The sequence below is a fragment of the Clostridium sp. CTA-17 genome, assembly GCF_054767895.1.
In genome coordinates this window covers 907724-927062 of the sequence record NZ_BAAABF010000001.1, presented here as the reverse complement: position 1 = coordinate 927062, position 19339 = coordinate 907724, and the positions used below count along the sequence as shown (strand labels likewise).

16 protein-coding genes are annotated in these 19339 nt (G+C 27.0%); 10 read left to right on the top strand and 6 right to left on the bottom strand.

Annotated elements, in window-relative coordinates; all coding sequences use genetic code 11:
* Nucleotides 1-87 precede the first annotated feature (87 nt).
* The 5 genes from ACYUCG_RS04075 (at nt 88) to ACYUCG_RS04055 (ending at nt 8903) form a co-directional block, all read left to right on the top strand.
* Nucleotides 88-2076, top strand: a complete 1989-nt coding sequence (locus ACYUCG_RS04075; RefSeq protein WP_460268169.1) for a YgiQ family radical SAM protein — start codon at nt 88-90, stop codon at nt 2074-2076.
* Nucleotides 2077-2366: 290 nt separating this feature from the next.
* A complete protein-coding gene (locus ACYUCG_RS04070; RefSeq protein ID WP_283681436.1) occupies nt 2367-5294 on the top strand; it encodes an acyl-CoA dehydratase activase-related protein in 2928 nt (975 codons plus the stop codon).
* Between the two features lie 8 nt (nt 5295-5302).
* Complete coding sequence (locus tag ACYUCG_RS04065; RefSeq protein ID WP_283681434.1) at nt 5303-6565, top strand: 2-hydroxyacyl-CoA dehydratase; 1263 nt, start codon at nt 5303-5305, stop codon at nt 6563-6565.
* Between the two features lie 237 nt (nt 6566-6802).
* Nucleotides 6803-7480 carry a response regulator transcription factor gene (locus tag ACYUCG_RS04060; RefSeq protein WP_060796103.1) on the top strand — a complete coding sequence of 226 codons (678 nt, stop codon included), beginning with the start codon at nt 6803-6805 and terminating at the stop codon, nt 7478-7480.
* A complete protein-coding gene (locus ACYUCG_RS04055) occupies nt 7467-8903 on the top strand; it encodes a HAMP domain-containing sensor histidine kinase (RefSeq protein WP_060796104.1) in 1437 nt (478 codons plus the stop codon). Before ACYUCG_RS04060 ends, ACYUCG_RS04055 begins: the two co-directional genes overlap by 14 nt.
* Nucleotides 8904-8936: 33 nt before the next feature.
* Here the strand turns inward: ACYUCG_RS04055 and ACYUCG_RS04050 are convergent, their stop codons facing one another.
* Entirely contained in the window at nt 8937-9515 is a 579-nt protein-coding gene (locus tag ACYUCG_RS04050; RefSeq protein WP_139933336.1) for a metal-binding protein, read from the bottom strand.
* A gap of 312 nt (nt 9516-9827) precedes the next feature.
* Here ACYUCG_RS04050 and yjeM point away from each other — a divergent pair, with 312 nt between their 5' ends.
* The 3 genes from yjeM to ACYUCG_RS04035 all read left to right on the top strand — a co-directional run bounded on the left by yjeM (nt 9828) and on the right by ACYUCG_RS04035 (nt 12675).
* Entirely contained in the window at nt 9828-11324 is a 1497-nt protein-coding gene (gene yjeM / locus ACYUCG_RS04045) for a glutamate/gamma-aminobutyrate family transporter YjeM (RefSeq protein WP_139933335.1), read from the top strand.
* Between the two features lie 114 nt (nt 11325-11438).
* Complete coding sequence (locus tag ACYUCG_RS04040; RefSeq protein ID WP_003453591.1) at nt 11439-11849, top strand: hypothetical protein; 411 nt, start codon at nt 11439-11441, stop codon at nt 11847-11849.
* A 49-nt stretch (nt 11850-11898) separates the two neighbouring features.
* The gene (locus tag ACYUCG_RS04035; protein ID WP_139933334.1) at nt 11899-12675 is read left to right on the top strand and encodes a putative ABC transporter permease; all 777 of its coding nucleotides are present in this window, start codon (nt 11899-11901) and stop codon (nt 12673-12675) included.
* A 29-nt stretch (nt 12676-12704) separates the two neighbouring features.
* Here the strand turns inward: ACYUCG_RS04035 and ACYUCG_RS04030 are convergent, their stop codons facing one another.
* A complete protein-coding gene (locus ACYUCG_RS04030; RefSeq protein WP_460268168.1) occupies nt 12705-13967 on the bottom strand; it encodes a VanW family protein in 1263 nt (420 codons plus the stop codon).
* A 256-nt stretch (nt 13968-14223) separates the two neighbouring features.
* On the opposite strand from ACYUCG_RS04030, the gene ACYUCG_RS04025 reads away from it, so the two are divergent.
* Nucleotides 14224-15126 carry a DUF2156 domain-containing protein gene (locus tag ACYUCG_RS04025; protein WP_283681429.1) on the top strand — a complete coding sequence of 301 codons (903 nt, stop codon included), beginning with the start codon at nt 14224-14226 and terminating at the stop codon, nt 15124-15126.
* Nucleotides 15127-15186: 60 nt separating this feature from the next.
* On the opposite strand, the gene ACYUCG_RS04020 is transcribed toward ACYUCG_RS04025, so the two are convergent.
* From ACYUCG_RS04020 to ACYUCG_RS04005, 4 genes are all read right to left on the bottom strand, one after another.
* A complete protein-coding gene (locus ACYUCG_RS04020) occupies nt 15187-15384 on the bottom strand; it encodes a hypothetical protein (RefSeq protein ID WP_283681427.1) in 198 nt (65 codons plus the stop codon).
* An 18-nt stretch (nt 15385-15402) separates the two neighbouring features.
* On the bottom strand, nt 15403-15591 hold the full coding sequence (locus tag ACYUCG_RS04015) for a hypothetical protein (protein ID WP_283681426.1): 189 nt from the start codon (nt 15589-15591) through the stop codon (nt 15403-15405).
* A gap of 242 nt (nt 15592-15833) precedes the next feature.
* The gene (locus tag ACYUCG_RS04010; RefSeq protein ID WP_061427949.1) at nt 15834-16565 is read right to left on the bottom strand and encodes a type 1 glutamine amidotransferase; all 732 of its coding nucleotides are present in this window, start codon (nt 16563-16565) and stop codon (nt 15834-15836) included.
* Between the two features lie 17 nt (nt 16566-16582).
* The gene (locus ACYUCG_RS04005; protein WP_283681449.1) at nt 16583-17938 is read right to left on the bottom strand and encodes a Mur ligase family protein; all 1356 of its coding nucleotides are present in this window, start codon (nt 17936-17938) and stop codon (nt 16583-16585) included.
* Nucleotides 17939-18198: 260 nt separating this feature from the next.
* Between ACYUCG_RS04005 and manA the strand changes: the two genes are divergently transcribed.
* Entirely contained in the window at nt 18199-19176 is a 978-nt protein-coding gene (gene manA / locus ACYUCG_RS04000) for a mannose-6-phosphate isomerase, class I (protein WP_060795750.1), read from the top strand.
* Nucleotides 19177-19339 lie beyond the last annotated feature (163 nt).

Sequence of the window (19339 nt, the reverse complement as noted above, 5' to 3'; positions counted from 1 at the left end):
TACAGACTCTTTTTAATGTTATAATCATATGAAGATTTATTTAGAGGAGTTTTAAATAAGCTTAAGAAGAGACAAGTAGGTGAAGAAATGAGTGAAAATAAGTTTTTGCCAATTTGCAAAGATGATATGATAGAAAGAGGATGGGAACAATGTGACTTTGTACTAGTTACAGCAGATGCATACATAGACCATCACAGTTTTGGTACAGCAATTATATCTAGGGTTTTAGAGAATGCTGGATATAAAGTTGGAATAATAGCTCAACCAGATTGGAAGAGTATTGATGATTTTAAAAAATTAGGTAGACCAAGATTAGGATTCTTAGTTAATGGTGGTAACATGGATCCTATGGTTAATCACTATACAGTAAGCAAAAAGTTAAGAAAAAAAGATCTATATACTCCTAAAGGGGAAATGGGTAAGAGACCTGATAGAGCTACAATAGTTTATTGTAATAAAATAAGAGAAGCTTATAAGGATGTTAACATAGTAATTGGGGGAATTGAAGCTAGTTTAAGAAGATTTGCTCATTACGATTACTGGGAAAACAAGGTGAGAAAATCAATCTTAGTTGATAGTGGAGCGGACCTTTTAGTATATGGAATGAGTGAAAAGCAAATTGTTGAAGTGGCTGATTTCTTAAATCAAGGATTTGATGGAAAGTACATAAGACATATACCAGGAACATGTTACATAGCTGATAGTTTAGATGAAATTTATGAAGAGCATATAGTTTTACCATCATTTAAAGAAGTTTCAAGTGATAAGAGAACTTATGCAGAATGTTTTAAAATTCAATATGATGAGCAAGATCCTGTAAGGGGAAAAACTTTAGTTCAAGAACATAATGGAAAATATGTTGTTATAAATAAACCAGAAATGCCTCTTTCAAGGGAAGAATTAGACAGAGTGTATGCTCTTCCATATCAAAAGACTTACCATCCTATTTATGAGAAGGATGGTGGTATAGCTGCTATTGAAGAGGTTAAGTTTAGTTTAGTAAGTTCAAGGGGATGCTCAGGAAACTGTTCATTCTGTGCAATAACCTTCCATCAAGGAAGAATTGTAACTAGTAGAAGTGAAGATTCTATAGTAGAAGAAGCTGAAGAAATAACTAAATATGATGATTTTAAAGGATACATACACGACATAGGGGGACCTACAGCTAACTTTAGAAAGCCAGCATGTAAGAAGCAACTAACTTTAGGAGCTTGTAAACATAAAAGATGTATGTCACCAGGTATATGTAAGAACATGGAGGTAGATCATAGAGAATACCTTCATTTATTAAGAAGAGTAAGAAAATTACCAGGAATTAAAAAGGTATTTATACGTTCAGGATTAAGATATGATTATATAATGGCAGATAAAGATGATACTTTCTTTAAGGAGTTAGTTGAGCATCATGTAAGTGGTCAATTAAAAGTTGCACCAGAGCATGTATCTCCAAATGTTTTAAAATACATGGGTAAACCAGCAGGAAAAACTTATGATGAGTTTAGAAGAAAATTCTTTAGAATTACAGAAAGATTAGGAAAGAAACAATTTATCATTCCTTATTTAATGTCAAGTCATCCAGGATGCAAGTTAGAAGATGCAATTATGCTTGCTGAATATTTAAGAGATATAAATTACCAACCAGAGCAAGTACAAGATTTCTATCCAACACCAGGAACATTATCAACTACAATGTTCTATACTGGATTAGATCCTTTAACAATGGAAGAAGTATATATTCCTAGAAGTAAAGAAGAAAAAGCAATGCAAAGAGCTTTATTACAATTTAAAAATCCAAAGAATTATAACATAGTTTATGATGCTTTAGTTAAAGCAGGAAGGGAAGATTTAATTGGTAATGGTCCAAAATGCTTAATTAGAGATAAAAAGAGCTGGGGAAAAGGAAATAATCATAGTAATCACAAAAGTGGTGGAAGAAAGAGTAGAAATGAGAATAATGGAAGAAGAGAGTCAGAAGATAAGAAAAGAAGTTCTCATAGTAAAAAACAAAGAGGAAACAAATCAAGAGGATTTGATCAAAAGAGCCAAAGAGGGTCAAAAGGAAAGAAAAGAAGATAATTAAATATAAGAAAGGTGGTTATTGAGTTTTTTGCTTAATAACCACTTTTTATGCATATATTTACAGTTAATAAGTAATCTTTATTTTAATGAGAATATGGAGTAATTTTTAAAAGTAAATTTAAATTTTGCTTGTTATTAAAACTTTTAATTAGATGATATAATTAAATAATTATGATATAGTTAATAAAGAGTTAACGAAAAATGAATTATTTCTTCAAAATTTATTCATATTTTTGCATGATAATTAATAGAAATATATCAATATTAATAAAGAGGTGACATTAACTTTGTATTACAAAATAGGTATTGATGCAGGGTCTACAACCTTAAAGTGTATAGTCTTAAATGAAGAGGACAAGATAGTTTATTCAAATTATGAAAGACATTACTCTAAGGTAAGAGAAAAGCTAATCGAAGAACTAGAAAATATAAGGGGGATAATTGAGAATAAAAAATTTAAGATAGCTATAACTGGATCTGCTGGTTATGGAATTTCAAAAGAGTATAATTTACCTTTTGTTCAAGAAGTATTTGCTACAACTTTAGCTATAAAAAGATATTATGATGATGTGGATGTGGCAATAGAGCTTGGAGGAGAAGATGCCAAGATAATTTTTTTAACTGGTGGTTTTGAGGAGAGAATGAACTCAAGTTGTGCAGGAGGAACAGGAGCTTTCATAGATCAAATGGCTCACCTTATGGGGCTTACTGTAGATGAAATGGACAACTTAAGTCTTAAACATGAGAATATATATGAGATTGCTTCAAGATGTGGGGTTTTTGCTAAAACTGATATACAACCCCTATTAAATCAAGGAGCAAGAAAAGAGGATATTTCAGCTAGTGTATTCCAATCTGTTGTAAATCAAACAATAGGTGGACTAGCACAGGGAAGAAGTATTGAAGGAAAAATAATGTTTTTAGGAGGACCTTTATATTTTTGTAAGGGATTAAGAGAGAGATTCATAAAAACATTAAGATTAATGGATAATGATGTTGTTTCTCCTGAAAATGCACAGGTTTTTGTGGCTATTGGAAGTGCTATATATTCTAAAGAAGATAATAAAAAATATGAATATGAGGAATTATTAAATATAATAAAAGAAAATCATAATGAAATATCAACTATGAATATAATAGATCCATTATTTAATTCTGAAGAAGAATATAATGAGTTTAAGGAAAGACACCAAAAAGCTAAGGTTAAAGTTAGTGATATAAATAATTATACTGGAGATGCATACATAGGAATCGATGCTGGAAGTACTACAACAAAGGTTGTTTTAATAGATAAAGAGGATAATATTTTATATGAATATTATGGATCTAACAAAGGAAATCCTATTGAAGTTGTAAAAAAAGAATTAAAGCATATTTATAATATATGTGGAGAAAAAATTAAGATAATGGGTAGTGCAGTTACTGGTTATGGAGAAGACCTAATAAAAAAAGCCTTTTCAATTGATTTTGGAATAGTAGAAACTGTAGCACACTATATTGCGGCAAGTCATTTTAATCCTAAGGTAGATTTTATTTTAGATATAGGTGGACAAGATATCAAATGTTTTAAAATAAAGGATGGAATTGTAGCTAATATAATGCTAAATGAGGCATGTTCATCTGGATGTGGATCATTTATAGAAAGTTTTGCTAATCAAATGGGATATGATGTAGAAACTTTTTCAAAGCTTGGTTTATTTGCTAAGCATGGTGCAGATTTAGGATCAAGATGTACAGTTTTTATGAACTCATCAGTAAAACAAGCTCAAAAAGAAGGGGCTACAGTAAAAGATCTTTCAGCTGGACTTTCAGTAAGTGTTGTTAAAAATGCTCTTTATAAAGTAATAAGAGCAAAAAGCCTTGATGAATTAGGAAAAAATATAATCGTTCAAGGAGGAACCATGTATAATGATGCTATCCTTAGAGCTTTTGAAAAAGAGCTTGGCATGAATGTTATAAGACCTAGTATATCAGGGCTTATGGGAGCTTATGGATGTGCTCTTTATGCAAAAAGAAGAAATCTAAAGGAAAGTAAAATAATTTCTAAAGATGATTTAGAGAATTTTACACATAAATCAAAAATAGCTAAATGTGGATTGTGTACTAATAGATGTAATTTAACAATAAACATCTTTAATGATGGAGAAAGATATATTTCAGGAAATAGATGTGAAAAACCAACTGGTAATAAAAAATCTGAAAGTATTCCTAATATGTATCAATATAAATATAAAAAATTAAGAGAATATGAATCATTAGATGAAGGTGAAAGAGGAACTATAGGATTACCAATGGTATTAAATATGTATGAAAATATTCCTCTATGGGCTACATTCTTTAAAGAGTTAGGATTTAAAGTGGTTTTATCTGATGAATCAAATAAGAAAATGTATTTAAAAGGTCAACATACAATTCCATCAGATACTGTGTGTTATCCAGCAAAATTAGCTCATGGCCATATAGAAAACTTAATAAGTAAAAATATAAAGCATATATTCTATCCATGTATGAGTTATAATTTTGACGAAGGTATATCAGATAACTGTTTTAATTGCCCTGTTGTAGCTTATTATCCAGAACTTTTAAAGACAAATGTAAAAGAGTTAAATAGTAATAACTTTATGATGGAATATTTAAGCTTAAACAATAAAAAATTATTAAGCAAACAACTTTATGAGATTTTAAATAAAACTTTTGGAGATATAAAACAAAAGGAAGTTAAAAATGCTTTAGAAAAGGCTTATATAGAGTATGAGAAATATACTAAGCATATAAAAGAAAAAGGTGAAGAATTTATAGAGTATGCTAAAAATAACAATAAGAAGGTTATAGTAGTAGCAGGAAGACCTTATCACATAGATCCAGAAATAAATCATGGAATAGACAAGGTTTTAAGTAGCTTAGGAATTGTTGTTTTAACAGAAGATTCTATTGAAGTAAGTCATGAAAAGCTAAAGGTTAATATATTAAATCAATGGACATATCAAGCTAGATTATATAATGCTGCTTATTATGTTGCTAAAAATAAAGATATGGAACTTATACAATTAGTTTCCTTTGGATGTGGAACAGATGCCATAACTTCTGATGAAGTTAAAGACATACTAGAGAGAAATAACAAAATATATACTCAATTAAAAATAGATGAAACTAATAATTTAGGTGCAGCTAAAATAAGAATAAGAAGCTTGCTAGAGGCTATAGCACAGGAATAGGTGATAGAATGGAAATAGAAAATAATAAAAATTTTGCAGTATTTACTAAAGAGATGAGAAAGACTCACACTATTTTAGCTCCTACAATGTTGCCAATACACTTTAAACTTTTATCTGGAATAATGAAAAAGTATGGTTATAAATTAGAATTTTTTGATGGTGATACAAATAGCGCTATTGAAGAAGGATTAAAAAGTGTTCATAATGATATATGCTATCCAGCTATGATTGTAATTGGACAACTTATGGAAGCTTTAAAAAGTGGAAAATATGACCCAGACAAAACGGCTTTAATAATGAGCCAAACTGGGGGAGGATGTCGTGCATCTAACTATATACATTTATTAAGAAAGGCACTAAAAGAAAATAACTTAGAGCAAGTTCCAGTAATTTCTTTAAATGCAAGTGGATTAGAAAAGCATGAAGGGTTTAAAATGTATCCAGGCTTATTAATAAAATGCATATATGCTCTTTATTATGGAGATTTGCTTATGTATATGTATAATCAGTGTAAATCTTATGAGATTAATAAGGGTGAAACAGATAGGGTTTTAGATAAGTGGATTGAGATTTTAAAAGAGAAGTTTGAAAGCTTAAAATATTTAAAAGTAAGAGAACTATATAAAAATATAATTTTAGATTTTTCTAATATAGAACTAGAAGAAACTGAAAAAGTAAAGGTTGGTATAGTAGGAGAAATTTATTTAAAGTATTCTCCTTTAGGAAATAATAATTTAGAGGAATTTTTAAGAGAAGATAATGCTGAAGTTGTTATGTCTGGTGTTACAGATTTCTTCATGTATTGTTTATCTAATTCAGAAATAGATTATAAATTATATGGAATGAAAAAAGTTTCAAGTAAATTTACTAAAGTTGGATGTTCATATTTAGAGCATTTACAAAATGTTATGATAGATTCAATAAAAAAATATAGTAAGTTTAGAGCACCTGCTCCATTTAAGGAATTAAAAACTTCTGTTGAAGAGTACATAGGAAGAGGAGTTAAAATGGGTGAAGGATGGCTTATGACTGCTGAAATGTTAGAACTTATAAATAGTGGTGTAAATAATATAGTTTGTGCTCAACCCTTTGGATGTCTTCCTAATCACATAGTTGGAAAAGGTATGATTAGAGGAATTATGGAGAAACATCCAGAAGCTAATATAGTTGTTGTAGATTATGATCCATCTTCAACAAAGGTAAATCAAGAAAATAGAATAAAATTAATGTTAGCTAATGCTAAATTAAGTGAATATATATTAAATAACTAATAAATATAAGGTCTCAAATAAGGAATTGTTTTTTATTTGAGACCTTAATCTTTAATATTTTAATTTTGTAAATAGTTTTTATTTAAAAATTTAGTTATATGTTGTATAAAGAGAAATAATACTAGATTAAGTTAAATATTAAGCTTAAAAATATCTTAAATAATATAATTTTAAGTTTAGCAAATGTAGGGTTTAATATTATAATGTATTTAAGGAATTACTATATAGGAGGGGAATATGAATATTTTAATAGCTGAGGATGAACAAGATATAAGAAATCTTTTAGAATTACATTTATTAAAGGAAGGATACACTGTCTTTAAGGCTGTAAATGGACTAGAAGCCTTAGAAATCTTAAAGAAAGAACACATACATTTAGCCTTATTAGATGTTATGATGGATGGAATAGATGGCTTTAATTTATTAAAGATGTTAAGGGAATGGAGTCAGATTCCGGTTATATTTTTAACTGCTAAAATTGAGGATGATGATAAAATATTAGGTTTAGGCTTAGGGGCTGATGATTATGTTATAAAACCTTTTAAACCTGTAGAACTTATGGCTAGGATTAAATCAAATTTAAGAAGGTGTTATAAATATTCTGGAGAAAATGAACTTATAAAAATAGGAAATTTAGAACTTAGCAAAGAAGGATGTACAGTTAAAAAAGATGGAGAAATAGTAACTTTAAACGCAAAGGAATTTAAAATTTTAGAAATGCTTATGAGCAACATTGGAAGAGTGTTTACTAAAAAACAAATATATGAAAATGTATGGCAAGAGGAGTATTTAGGTGATGACAATACTATAATGGTTCATATAAGCCATTTGAGAGATAAGATAGAGGAAGATCCTAAAAATCCTTGTAAGATAAAAACTATAAGAGGGATAGGATATAGGTTTGAAAAAATTTAATCTAGGAAAAAACAGATATAAGGTATCAAATATATTACTTAGAAATTATCTTAAGGTATTTTTACTTATAACAATTATAACTGCTACTATATTTATAATTTCTTTTATTATAGGAATTAGTATATATTTAAAAAGTGAACCAATAGAAAATGAAGCTTCTAAAATACTTTCAGGAGAGATAGAAAATAAAGACTATAACAGTATAAGTAATCAAGATTATGTAACAGAGCATGGTGGATGGATTGAAATCATAGATAAGGATTTAAATATAATAGAAACAATTGGGGATCAAAAGGTAAAAAGAGATAAATATTCAAGTGAAGAATTCAGTAAAATTTTGATGGATGAAATGCATGGAATTAATATAGATGAGAATTATTTATCTTATACTGGCTATAGCAAGGAAGGAAGATTCTTTGTAATTACTAGAATACCTGAGGAAAACTTCGGAAAAATTTTTACTAGAAATCCTAAAATCGGATTTAAGATATTTGTATATATTATGATTTCTTTATATATCTTTATTTTTACAATGAGTTTAATTCTTTATTCAAAGTTAACTTCTAAGACATTTACTAAACCTTTAGATAAACTTATGAATGGAGTTAGGAAATTATCTTTAGGGGACTATTCTACTAGAATTAACATAGAAAAAAACAATGAGTTTGAGGAGCTTGGAGAGGCTTTTAATAATATGGCCTCTAAAATAGAAGAGGAAAAGAAGTTAAAAGAGGAATCAGAAAAGTTGAGAAAAGAATTTGTTAGAAATATAGCCCATGACTTAAAGACTCCTTTATCAAGTATAATAGGATATTCTAATATTATAAAAAACAACCCAGATCTTGAAAGAGAATCTTTACATAAGTATATAAGTATAATTGAGAACAATGGAGAAAGAGCAAATGAAATGATAATGGAACTATTTGAATTTTATACACTTCAAAGTTCTGAATTTATTTTATATAAAAAATATCAAGATTTAAGCGAATTTTTAAGAAATTTAATAGCTGATTACATATATCTTTTAGAAGAGAAAGACTTTGATTTTGATTTTGAAATAAGTGAGGATACGCTTTATTTAGATTTTGATAATAAAAGGCTTGAGAGAGCTATAGGCAATTTAATAATAAACAGTGTTAAATATAATAAAAAAGGAACTAAGTTTTTAGTAAGTCTAAAAAAAGAAGAGGATAAAGTTAAAATAATAGTTAGTGATGATGGTATAGGTTTAAGTGAAGAAATAAAAAAACATATTTTTAATCCTTTTGTTAGGGAAGAAAAATCAAGAAATTCTAAAAAGGGTGGTTCAGGGTTAGGATTAACTATAAGTAAAGAAATTGTAGAAAAACATGGAGGAACAATCTACTTAAGTAATAGTCCTTTAAAAGGGTGCAATTTTGTTATAGAATTACCAATAAAATAAAAAGGCTTAGCTTTAATAGCTAAGCCTTTTTTATCATGCAACCCTTCTTGCAGGTCTTTTGCTTCTACTATATTTCTTACTTGCTTTTCTCTTTTTATAAGAGAATTTCTTTTTAAAATAACTATATATCATATCAGTTATGGTATGAAGACCAGAACCTAAAAATAAGGCTAAAGCCATATTACCAAATAAAACTTTATTCTTTAATATAAAACTAAAAACTAACTTTAACATTTCTGGTGTAGATATATTAATTATGGAAAAAGAATATAACAATGAAGAAATTGTTATAGGAATAATAGATACATAAAGTATTCTTATTATAGGTCCTAATATAAATCCGTGTGTAAAAACACTTCTATGTTCAAATAGTTTTTGGTATGGAATCCAAATAAACTTTAAATAACCCCATCTTCTAAATTCTCTACTTTTAATATCTAAATCTCCGGAAAACATATATCCACCAAACATATATATAGATACGCCTAATATTGTAAAGGCGAGGCTACTTCCTAAGTCTTCTAAGAAGATCATATTTATAAATAAAAAGAAAGAAGCTATAAAAGGGGTCATAATAACCGTAATTTTGTCATGTGTTTTTCCTGCTGCCAAAATATCACCCCACAAAAAATATTTATAATAATAATATAACATATTTTGGAGTAATATAATATATTTTATTATATTAACATATTAAAACTTTTATTTTGAATTATTTTATCATAATATACAGAGTAATTTAATTAATAAAAAAACTTTTGATTTTCTGATGATATTATAATAATAATAAAATATTAACTAAATATTAATAAATTATTATTATATAGTTCAAAAAATATTTAAAATATTTAAATTTTATGATAAGATGGTATATTATATGCATAAAAATATTATAACTTAATAATTTAACCAAGGAGGAAAAATATGAGCTCAGAACATAAAAGTAAATTGTCTTTAACAGCGCTTATATTAATGATTTTCACATCAGTATATGGTTTTGCTAACATGCCAAAGGCCTTTTATTTAATGGGATATAGTGCTATTCCATGGTACATAATATCAGCATTAGCTTTCTCAATTCCATATGCTTTTATGATGGCAGAATATGGAGCAGCATTTAGAAAGGAAAGAGGGGGAATATACTCATGGATGGCTAAATCTGTAGGACCTAAATATGCCTTCATAGTTACATTCATGTGGTATTCATCAAATTTAATATGGTTAGTTAGTAACTCATCATCAATATGGATTCCTTTCTCAAATGTTATATATGGAAAGGACACTACAGGAACATGGTCTTTACTTGGATTAAGTGTTCCACAGACAATGGCTGTATTAGGATCAATACTTATAATAGTTATAACTTATGCAGCATCTAAAGGATTAAAGAGTATAACAAAGGTTACTTCAATTGGAGGAACTGTTGTTGCATTATCAAACATAGTACTTATTTTAGGAGCAATTATTGTTTTTGTAAGCAATGGATTTAAACCTGCCCAGGTAATAAATGGTGCTGCCTTTGTTCATGCACAAAATCCATCTTACCAATCACCAATAGGTGTATTAGGATTTTTAGTTTTTGCAGTTTTTGCTTATGGTGGACTAGAAGCTGTCAGTGGATTAGTTGATGAAACTAAAGATGCTAAAAAGAACTTCCCAAAAGGATTAATGATTGCATCTATAATAATAGCTGTTGGATATGCTGTTGGAATACTTTGTGTTGGATTATTTACAAATTGGCAAGAAGTATTATCAGGGGATAATGTTAACCTAGCTAATGTAGCATATATAGTAATTCAGAACTTAGGTGTAAAATTAGGTCAAGCTTTTGGTATGAGTACTAATGCTTCACTTCAATTAGGAGCTTGGTTTGCAAGATACATAGGTCTTTCAATGATGTTAGCCTTAATGGGAGCTTTCTTTACATTAAGCTATGCACCTATTAAACAATTAATAGAAGGAACACCTAAAGAAATTTGGCCAAAAAAATGGACAGTATTAAATGAAAATAACATGCCAGTTAATGCAATGTGGATTCAATGTATAGTTGTTGTTATATTTATATTAGTAGCTTCTTTTGGTGGAGAATCTGCAAATAAATTCTTTAGTTATTTAATATTAATGGGTAATGTGGCCATGACAATACCATATATGTTCTTATCTGGAGCTTTCCCAGCATTTAAAAAGAAAAAACATATAGAAAAACCATTTGTTATGTATAAGTCATATAAATCATCATTAATTTGGTCAATAATAGTAACATTTACAATTGGATTTGCAAATTTATTTACAATAATAAAGCCTGTTATTCAGGATAAGGATTATACAGCTATGGCATTCCAAATAACTGGTCCAATAGTTTTTTCTATAATTGCTTTTATACTTTATCATAATTATGAAAAGAAAATGAAAAATAAATAATTTAAAACAACATCTTTTTAAGATGTTGTTTTTCTTATATTTTCTTAATATGGATTCTTATAGAATTTATGTAGTATAATTATTTTAACAATAATAAAATGGAGAGTGTAGCATATGAAGAAAAAAACATTAATTATTTTAGGTGTTATATTGATAGTATTAATAGGAGTAGGATTTTATTTTTTTAGTAACCAATCTACATATAAAGTCATTATTAATAATAAGACTAATAAAGAAATAAGTGGTTTACAAATAAGTTATAGCAATAATAGTAAAAATATTAGTGTACCAAGTATAAAAGCAGGTGGTTCAGAGGAAGTAAAGGTAAAAGCAGAGGGAAATGGTTCTTTAGTTATGTATTATACAGATATTTTAGGAGATTCTCATAAAGAAATATTAGCAGGCTATTTTCAAAAAGGATCCGAGGGAAAAGTAGTAGTAAATATTACAGCAGTAAATGACTTAGGCATATATGGCATGGAAATAGCTTCTCCTGAAGCAGAGAATATACTAAATAATCAGTAAACTATGAAAGGAAGTGAGTTAAAAAGAGAGGAATTCTCTTTTTATAGTTATGGAAAACATTATATATAATATTTTGTATATAATAATATATAGCTTTTTAGGATGGTGCTGTGAAGTTATATATTGTTATATAATAGATCACAAGTTTACAAATAGAGGCTTTTTAAATGGGCCACTATGCCCTGTATACGGCTTTGGAGCTTTTTTTGTTTTAACATTTTTAGATGTTTATAAAAGTAACGTAATATTAGTATTTATATTAGGAATAATAATTACATCAGTTTTAGAGTATATTACTTCTTTTTTATTAGAGGTAGTATTCCATACGAAGTGGTGGGATTATTCAAAACATAAGTTTAATATTCATGGAAGAGTGTGCTTACTTAATTCCACACTGTTTGGTATATTGTCAGTTGTATTAGTTGAGTTTATAAATCCTATTATAGTTGATTTTGTTAGTAAATTTCCAGAAAAGATAGTGTTTATTGTAACAATAATTTTAGCAGCTATAATTGCTGTTGATTTTGTAGTAACAGTACAAGCTATGCTTAAATTAAATTCAAAACTACACAATCTTCAAGATTTATCTAAGGAGTTTGAGGAATTTGGAATTTCCTTTATAGATAAGACTGAGAGAGAGTTAGAACTTACTATGAGTAAATTTAAACGTGAGGCTAATTTAAAAGAAGAAATGTTAAATAGAGCTAAATCTCTAAGAAAAAATAATATTCTTCAAAGAAGACTTTTAAAAGCATTCCCTAATATGAAACATAAGAGATACAATGAATTACTTCAAAAATTAAGAAAAGAAGATAAATTAAAATAAAGGAAGCCAATTAACTGGCTTCCTTTATTTTAATTATATTTGTCTTTTGATAACACTTCTTTTTTTACTAATACTCCATTTTCATAAGTTTCCTTATAAGTTGTTGATGATTTAGGCCCATGTTGATCTACAGATATAACTATTTCTTTTCCTGGGTCTTCTTTTATACCCCAAATGTTAGATTTAACTTGTCCAGAAGAAGTTATATAAGTTTGAACAATAACTGGATTATTCATATTATTTTGAAACTTAAAGTCAATAACTCCACTTGCCATAGTAGCATCTCTACCTATAGGAGCATAAGTTACTGGAAGGCTGTGAGGAGCTCTTTCAACTATTTTTAAATCCGCATATAATACTGAATTATAAAGAGTTGTAACTCCTTGACATATTCCACCGGCTAATATATCTACTACTTTGTTTCCAATATAACCAGGGGCATAAGTATAACCGTTTCTTTCGGTTCTATCTTCTCCTTCCTTATCAGCAGAAAAAATATCTCCTGGCATTAATACGGTACCATTAAGCTTACTTAAATAATTGCTAATGTTTTTAGTACGACCTCCTGTTAAACTAGGAAGTTTAGTAGTATAAGAGCCTAAAATAACCATGTTATCAACAGTTTCCTGGGTTAATTTAGGTTTTATTTCTTCCACAGGTATATCAATAGTGCAATTTAGACTATCATGACTATTATTTAAATCATTAATTATTTCAGAAGTAAGCTTTTCTAAATCAAGCTTGTACCCAATTTTTTCTTTAGTTGCTGATATAGAATCATTTGAAAAAGAAATAGTTGGTTCAACCTTTTCTTTATCAATTTTATTACTTATTTCAGAAAGTTTTTCACTTAAAATCTCTGAGTTTGATTCAGGTTTAAACTGAAAATGTTTTGGATTAGATTTTAAATTCAATCTTTCTATTGTATTGGAAAATATATTACTATTTTTTCCAAAGGAAAGAATCTCGTTAGATAAATTGTTAATATCAAAGAAAAAACCTAAATCTTTTGCTGAAAAAGTTTCATTAAAATTGTCCTTATAATTAAAAGTTATTTTAAAATTATTTAATAAATTAGAGTAGTGCTCATTTAATTTTTCCTTTAGATCTTTCTCACTTAGGTTTGACATATTAATGTTTTCAACATAAATTCCTTCATAAGTAACATCTTTACTAGAATAAGTTTTAAATAAAACTACAGAAATTAAAATTAAGAATAAAGCTATAAGTACTAGTGAAATTTGTAGTGCTATCTTTTTTGAATTTAATTTTTTTATTCTCTTACTTCTCACCTTTATTACCTCAACTATTATTAATTAATATTATAAAAATATGTAAGTATAATTTAACAAATAAATATAAATAAAATGTGTAGATTTTACATAATTTGCTTTATTCAAATAGTTTTAATTATATAGTAAAAAAGTTTTATGTTTAGTAGATTTTATATTAACCTCTTTTAATTATAATATATAATATTGAAAAAATATACAACTTTGAGGTATTTTTCATATTATATTTAATAAGCTAAAAATTTTAAGAGGAATTATGTTTAAAAAAATTACTTTAAAAGAGAAATCTCTTTACTACAAATATATAGATAAAAACAAATTTCTAAGCTGCGAATATTCTTTTGCTACTCTTTTTATGTGGAAAGAGTTCAATGAAATAGAATACGATATAGTAAATAATATTTTTATTATTAAAAAATATGATAATAAAAATGGAGTTTTTTTCATGGAACCTTTAGGGGATATAGATGATAATTCTTTAATAAATATTATTGACTATTTAGAATCCATAAGAAAAAAAGAAAAGAGTAAATGGTTATTTGGAGATGTAAACATAAATTTTCTTAATAGGTTAGAAGCTATATATAAGGAGAATTTAATTTTTGAGGATGAAATAAATAACTTTGATTATGTATATAACTTTGATGATTTAAGAAATTTATCAGGAAGAAAATTTAGAAAAAAAAGAAATAAATATTATCAGTTTATTAAAAACTATAATTATAAAACAGCATTCTTTAAAAGTTTTTTAGATAATAAAGAAAAGAAAGAATGCTTAGAATTTTTAGATGAATGGTCTTTAGAAAATAAAGAAATTGATGATGAGTTTTTAGCTGAAATAGATGGAACAAGGAACTTAATAAATTATTTAGGTGAATTAGACCTAGATTTAATAAAACTTTATGTGGACAATAAATTAATAGGAATTTCCATAGGGGAGAGATTTAATGATAGCATGTATATAGTCCATGTGGAGAAGTGCCTAAGAGAATTCAAAGGAGCATATGCTTTTATAAATAATGCACTATTAAAAAATTCTTTTTCAGATTTAAAATATGTTAATAGAGAAGAGGATTTAGGTGTGTTAGGATTAAGAAAATCTAAAATGTCTTATAACCCAAAGTTTTTTGAAAGAAAATATTTAGTTAAAATAAAGTGAGTTTTTTAGTCTCACTTTATTTTAATATTCTATTTTTATTCATATAATTTTAAATTTATTTTATTCTTTAAATCCATAGAATGAAGTTTTTGTCATATCTATAGATCTATTTATATTATTTAATGTATTTTGAATAAGTTGTTTATTTTCATTCTTTTCAACTGTATTTAAAGCTAAATTTATATATTCTTGAGCGTGAAGAGCATTTTTCACTGCAAAATTAAGTTCTCTTTTTATATTTTTATTTGAGTCTCCCATAACTAACACTCCTTAAAATTAATCTCCATAGTTGTTGTAATTATTTTGGGCATGTTCTATAGCACTAGCAACAGATTTTAAAGCAGCATGTACTTCTGTTCTATTTTCTTCTTCAGTTAAGTTCATATATGCATTGTTTAAGTGATTTTGGCAAGAACAAAGTTCATTAATAGCAAGTCTAAAATTATCTTTTGCATTATTTCTCATAATAACACCACCTTTAAAATTTTTTCAATTATAGCTTGTGTATATTTAATAGAAATAATAAGTGGAAATAAAATTAACTAGTTCCTTACAATTCCTTTTAAAAATTAAATATTATAGTTTATATACAAAATATTATCTTAAATAATATACTCGTAAATGATTATTAAAATAAAAAAGAAAAAATAAATCAAATTAAAAATAAAAATAGAAAAAACAGAGAAAAATCTCTGTTTTAAAAAAAATTATTTATTTTCATTATTTAATCTATCTATCATGACATTCTTAGCTTTAATTTCAAAGGTATCATCTAAAGGTGATAATGAAACATCATCATATTTATTACTAAGAGCCAATGTTAAAATTCTATCTGCAAGCTCTGGATTCTTAGATAAAAGTGATCCATGGAAGTATGTACAGAAAGTATTTTTATAAATACATCCTTCATAACCACTTTCACCATTATTTCCATAACCATGAATGCATTTTCCAAGAGGTTTTAAATCTCCAATAAATGTTCTACCAGAGTGATTCTCAAAACCAACATAAGTTTCATCAAATTCTTCGTTATGTATAACTGTGTTACCTATGAATCTAGTGTCTCCACCTTCAGTATATATATCTAAAATTCCTAAGCCATCTATTTTTTCTCCAGTAGGGGCAGTATAATAATTACCTAAAAGTTGATATCCACCACAGATAGCTAAAAGAACTTTTCCTTCTTCAACATATTCTTTTAGAACATCTTTTTTTAGGTTTATTAAGTCATCAGATACTATTGATTGCTCAAAGTCTTGACCACCACCAAAGAATACTATATCGTAATTATCTTTATCAAATTTATCACCCATAGAAACATTTATTACATTTACTTTGATTCCACGCAATTTTGCTCTATGCTTTAATATTAAAATATTTCCTACATCTCCATAAACATTAAGTAGATCAGGATATAAGTGACATATATTTAATTCCATATGAATCTCTCCTTTAACTACCAAAGCTTATCAATATAACCTTTGGAATGTAAGTATTTTCTATAGTTAATCATAGCAGTATAAGTTGCAAGGATATAAACCTTGTTTTCCTTAGAATTTTTGATTGCCTCTGTTAAGCCATCAAAATCTTCTTTTATTAAAAACTTTTCAACTGGTAGATTAGCAATTTTCAATCTTACAGCCATATCATAAGCTCTCATTCCAGAGATAAATATTTCATTTAAGTCCATTGAATTTAATTTTTCAAAATCAACATCCCAGATCCAAGAAACATCCTTACCATCTGCATAATTATCATTTAATAAGAATGCTGCAGCAAAGCTTTCTGAATTTAGAAGAAGAGTATCTAAGGCTTGATTATATCCAGCTGGATTTTTAACCAAGATAATTCTAGCTTCCTTATCTCCAATTTTTATTGTTTCCTGTCTTCCAAAGGATGAACTTTGATTAGAGAATGATTTTTGAATAATTTCATCATTAATATGTAATTCTTTTGCAACAGAATAAGCACATAATGCATTGTATATGTTATAAGTACCAGGTTGAGTTATTGTAAATAAACTACCGTTTATAACAACCTTAGAACTTTCAGGGGTAAGTTCTACTATTTCTTCTACCTTATATTTTAAATCTTCTCTTTTGAATCCACAGTTAGGACAGTAGAAACTTCCAAGATGATTATATGTTATAAAGTTATAAGAATAAGGCTCTTTACAGAACTTACAGAACTTAGCATCAGCATTAATTTCTATATTCTTATTATTATTTGGAGAAACTTCGAATCCATAATAAACTTTAGGATTTTTAACATCAAGTCTTCCTAATAAAGATTCATCTCCATTTAAAAGAAGAGTGGTACTTGGTACTTTAACAACTCCTTCTAATATTTTACTTAGAGTAGTATAAACCTCTCCATATCTATCTAACTGGTCTCTGAAAAGATTTGTTACAGTTATTATTTCTGGAGTTATGTACTCTGTTATGAATTTTAAGTTAGCTTCATCAACTTCAATTACTGCATATCTTTCTTTATTTGAAGAGAATTTGTAATTAGCTACGAATGTACTAACTATTCCTGGATAAAGATTTGCTCCAGTAGCATTAGTTATAACATCTAATCCATTACCTTTAAGGACATTATATATCATTGAAGTAGTAGTAGTCTTTCCATTAGTTCCAGTAACTAAAATAACTTTATAATTTTTAGAAACTACTTTTAAAATGTTTCTATCGATTTTTAAAGCTACTTTACCTGGAAAGTTAGTTCCACCTTTAAAAACTTTCTTTGAAATAAATTGTGTCATTTTAGATAAGATTATGCTTAGATAAGATTTAATAGCTATTTTAAACACCACCTTACAATTACTTTTTAGTCAATCTTCTTAAACTATTATAGTATAGCACAAAGTATTTAATTTACCAATATAGTAATTTATTAATAATAAGAAGGAATTTTTTATTATTAAATAATTAAATGTATTTATTCTATACTTACTAGAAATTTTACAATGCAATATATGTAGAAATATTGTATTATATATAGGAAGGTTATAATTAAATAGAATTAATTATACAAATGACTATAAAAAAACTAGACTAGGGGGAATACTAAATGTATCCAATAAGATTTGAAAACTTATACTATGATAAAGTTTGGGGTGGAAGAGATTTTGAACTTTTCAGAGACAATATGCCAGAAGGAATGATAGGAGAAACTTGGGATGTTGCTTGTCATCCAAATGGAATGAGTATAGTTGAAAATGGTGAATATAAAGGTTTAAGATTAGATGAATTAATAGATAAATTAGGAAGTGACTTAGTAGGAACTGAAATATCAAAAGAGAAATTTCCTCTACTTGTAAAATTAATAAATGCTAAGGATAAATTATCAGTTCAAGTTCATCCAAATGATGAATATGGTATGAGAGTTGAAGGAGAACTTGGAAAAACTGAAATTTGGTATGTTGTTGAAGCTTTTGAAGGAGCTAATTTAATAGTAGGAACAAAAGATTGTACTAGAGAACAATTTGTTAAAGCTATAGAAACTGGTGAATTTGATCAGTATTTAAATAGAGTAGAAGTTAAAAAAGGTGATACTTTCTTTGTAAGAAGTGGACTAGTTCATGCTATATGTGAAGGTGTTATAATAGCTGAAATCCAACAAAATAGTGATACAACTTATAGAGTATATGACTATAATAGAGGAAGAGAAATCCATGTTGAAAAAGCTTTAGATTGTATAGATTTCTCATTAAAAGGAGAAAAAGCTAAGGGATTAAAAGTTTCATATGATCAATATGATAAAACTTATCTTTCACTATGTGAATATTTCTCATTAGAAAAATATGATATACATGGAGTATGTGAAGAGGAAAGCGATAAAGAAAGATTCTTCATATTTACATGTGTTGAAGGAGAAGGAATCATAGCTTCAGAGGAAGGCGAATTAGCAATTAAAAAAGGTGATAGTATATTCATACCAGCATCCTTAGGAAAATATTCTTTAAAAGGAAATATGTCATTATTAAAGAGTTATGTTCCAAAAGAAGGTGCGGTTGAAGAAGAAATACTTTCAGTTGTAAAAGCTTAATAATATTTATTAATAAAAACAGAACTAAGTTTAAAAGCAAAAATAAATTTAATTGTATAATTTAAAGAAAGAGTATATGAAAACTAATTTAAAATAATAAATTATGAATTACTTTTAGAGAAAATCTTGAAGTAATAATAATTTATAATAATTGTTATTAAAA

Coding starts and splice junctions, on each gene's coding strand:
- ACYUCG_RS04075 (WP_460268169.1), top strand. CDS start 88: ATGAGTGAAAATAAGTTTTTGCCAATTTGCAAAGATGATATGATAGAA.
- ACYUCG_RS04065 (WP_283681434.1), top strand. CDS start 5,303: ATGGAAATAGAAAATAATAAAAATTTTGCAGTATTTACTAAAGAGATG.
- ACYUCG_RS04060 (WP_060796103.1), top strand. CDS start 6,803: ATGAATATTTTAATAGCTGAGGATGAACAAGATATAAGAAATCTTTTA.
- manA (WP_060795750.1), top strand. CDS start 18,199: ATGTATCCAATAAGATTTGAAAACTTATACTATGATAAAGTTTGGGGT.
- ACYUCG_RS04035 (WP_139933334.1), top strand. CDS start 11,899: ATGGAAAACATTATATATAATATTTTGTATATAATAATATATAGCTTT.
- ACYUCG_RS04010 (WP_061427949.1), bottom strand. CDS start 16,565: ATGGAATTAAATATATGTCACTTATATCCTGATCTACTTAATGTTTAT.
- ACYUCG_RS04015 (WP_283681426.1), bottom strand. CDS start 15,591: ATGAGAAATAATGCAAAAGATAATTTTAGACTTGCTATTAATGAACTT.
- ACYUCG_RS04020 (WP_283681427.1), bottom strand. CDS start 15,384: ATGGGAGACTCAAATAAAAATATAAAAAGAGAACTTAATTTTGCAGTG.
- ACYUCG_RS04040 (WP_003453591.1), top strand. CDS start 11,439: ATGAAGAAAAAAACATTAATTATTTTAGGTGTTATATTGATAGTATTA.
- yjeM (WP_139933335.1), top strand. CDS start 9,828: ATGAGCTCAGAACATAAAAGTAAATTGTCTTTAACAGCGCTTATATTA.
- ACYUCG_RS04025 (WP_283681429.1), top strand. CDS start 14,224: ATGTTTAAAAAAATTACTTTAAAAGAGAAATCTCTTTACTACAAATAT.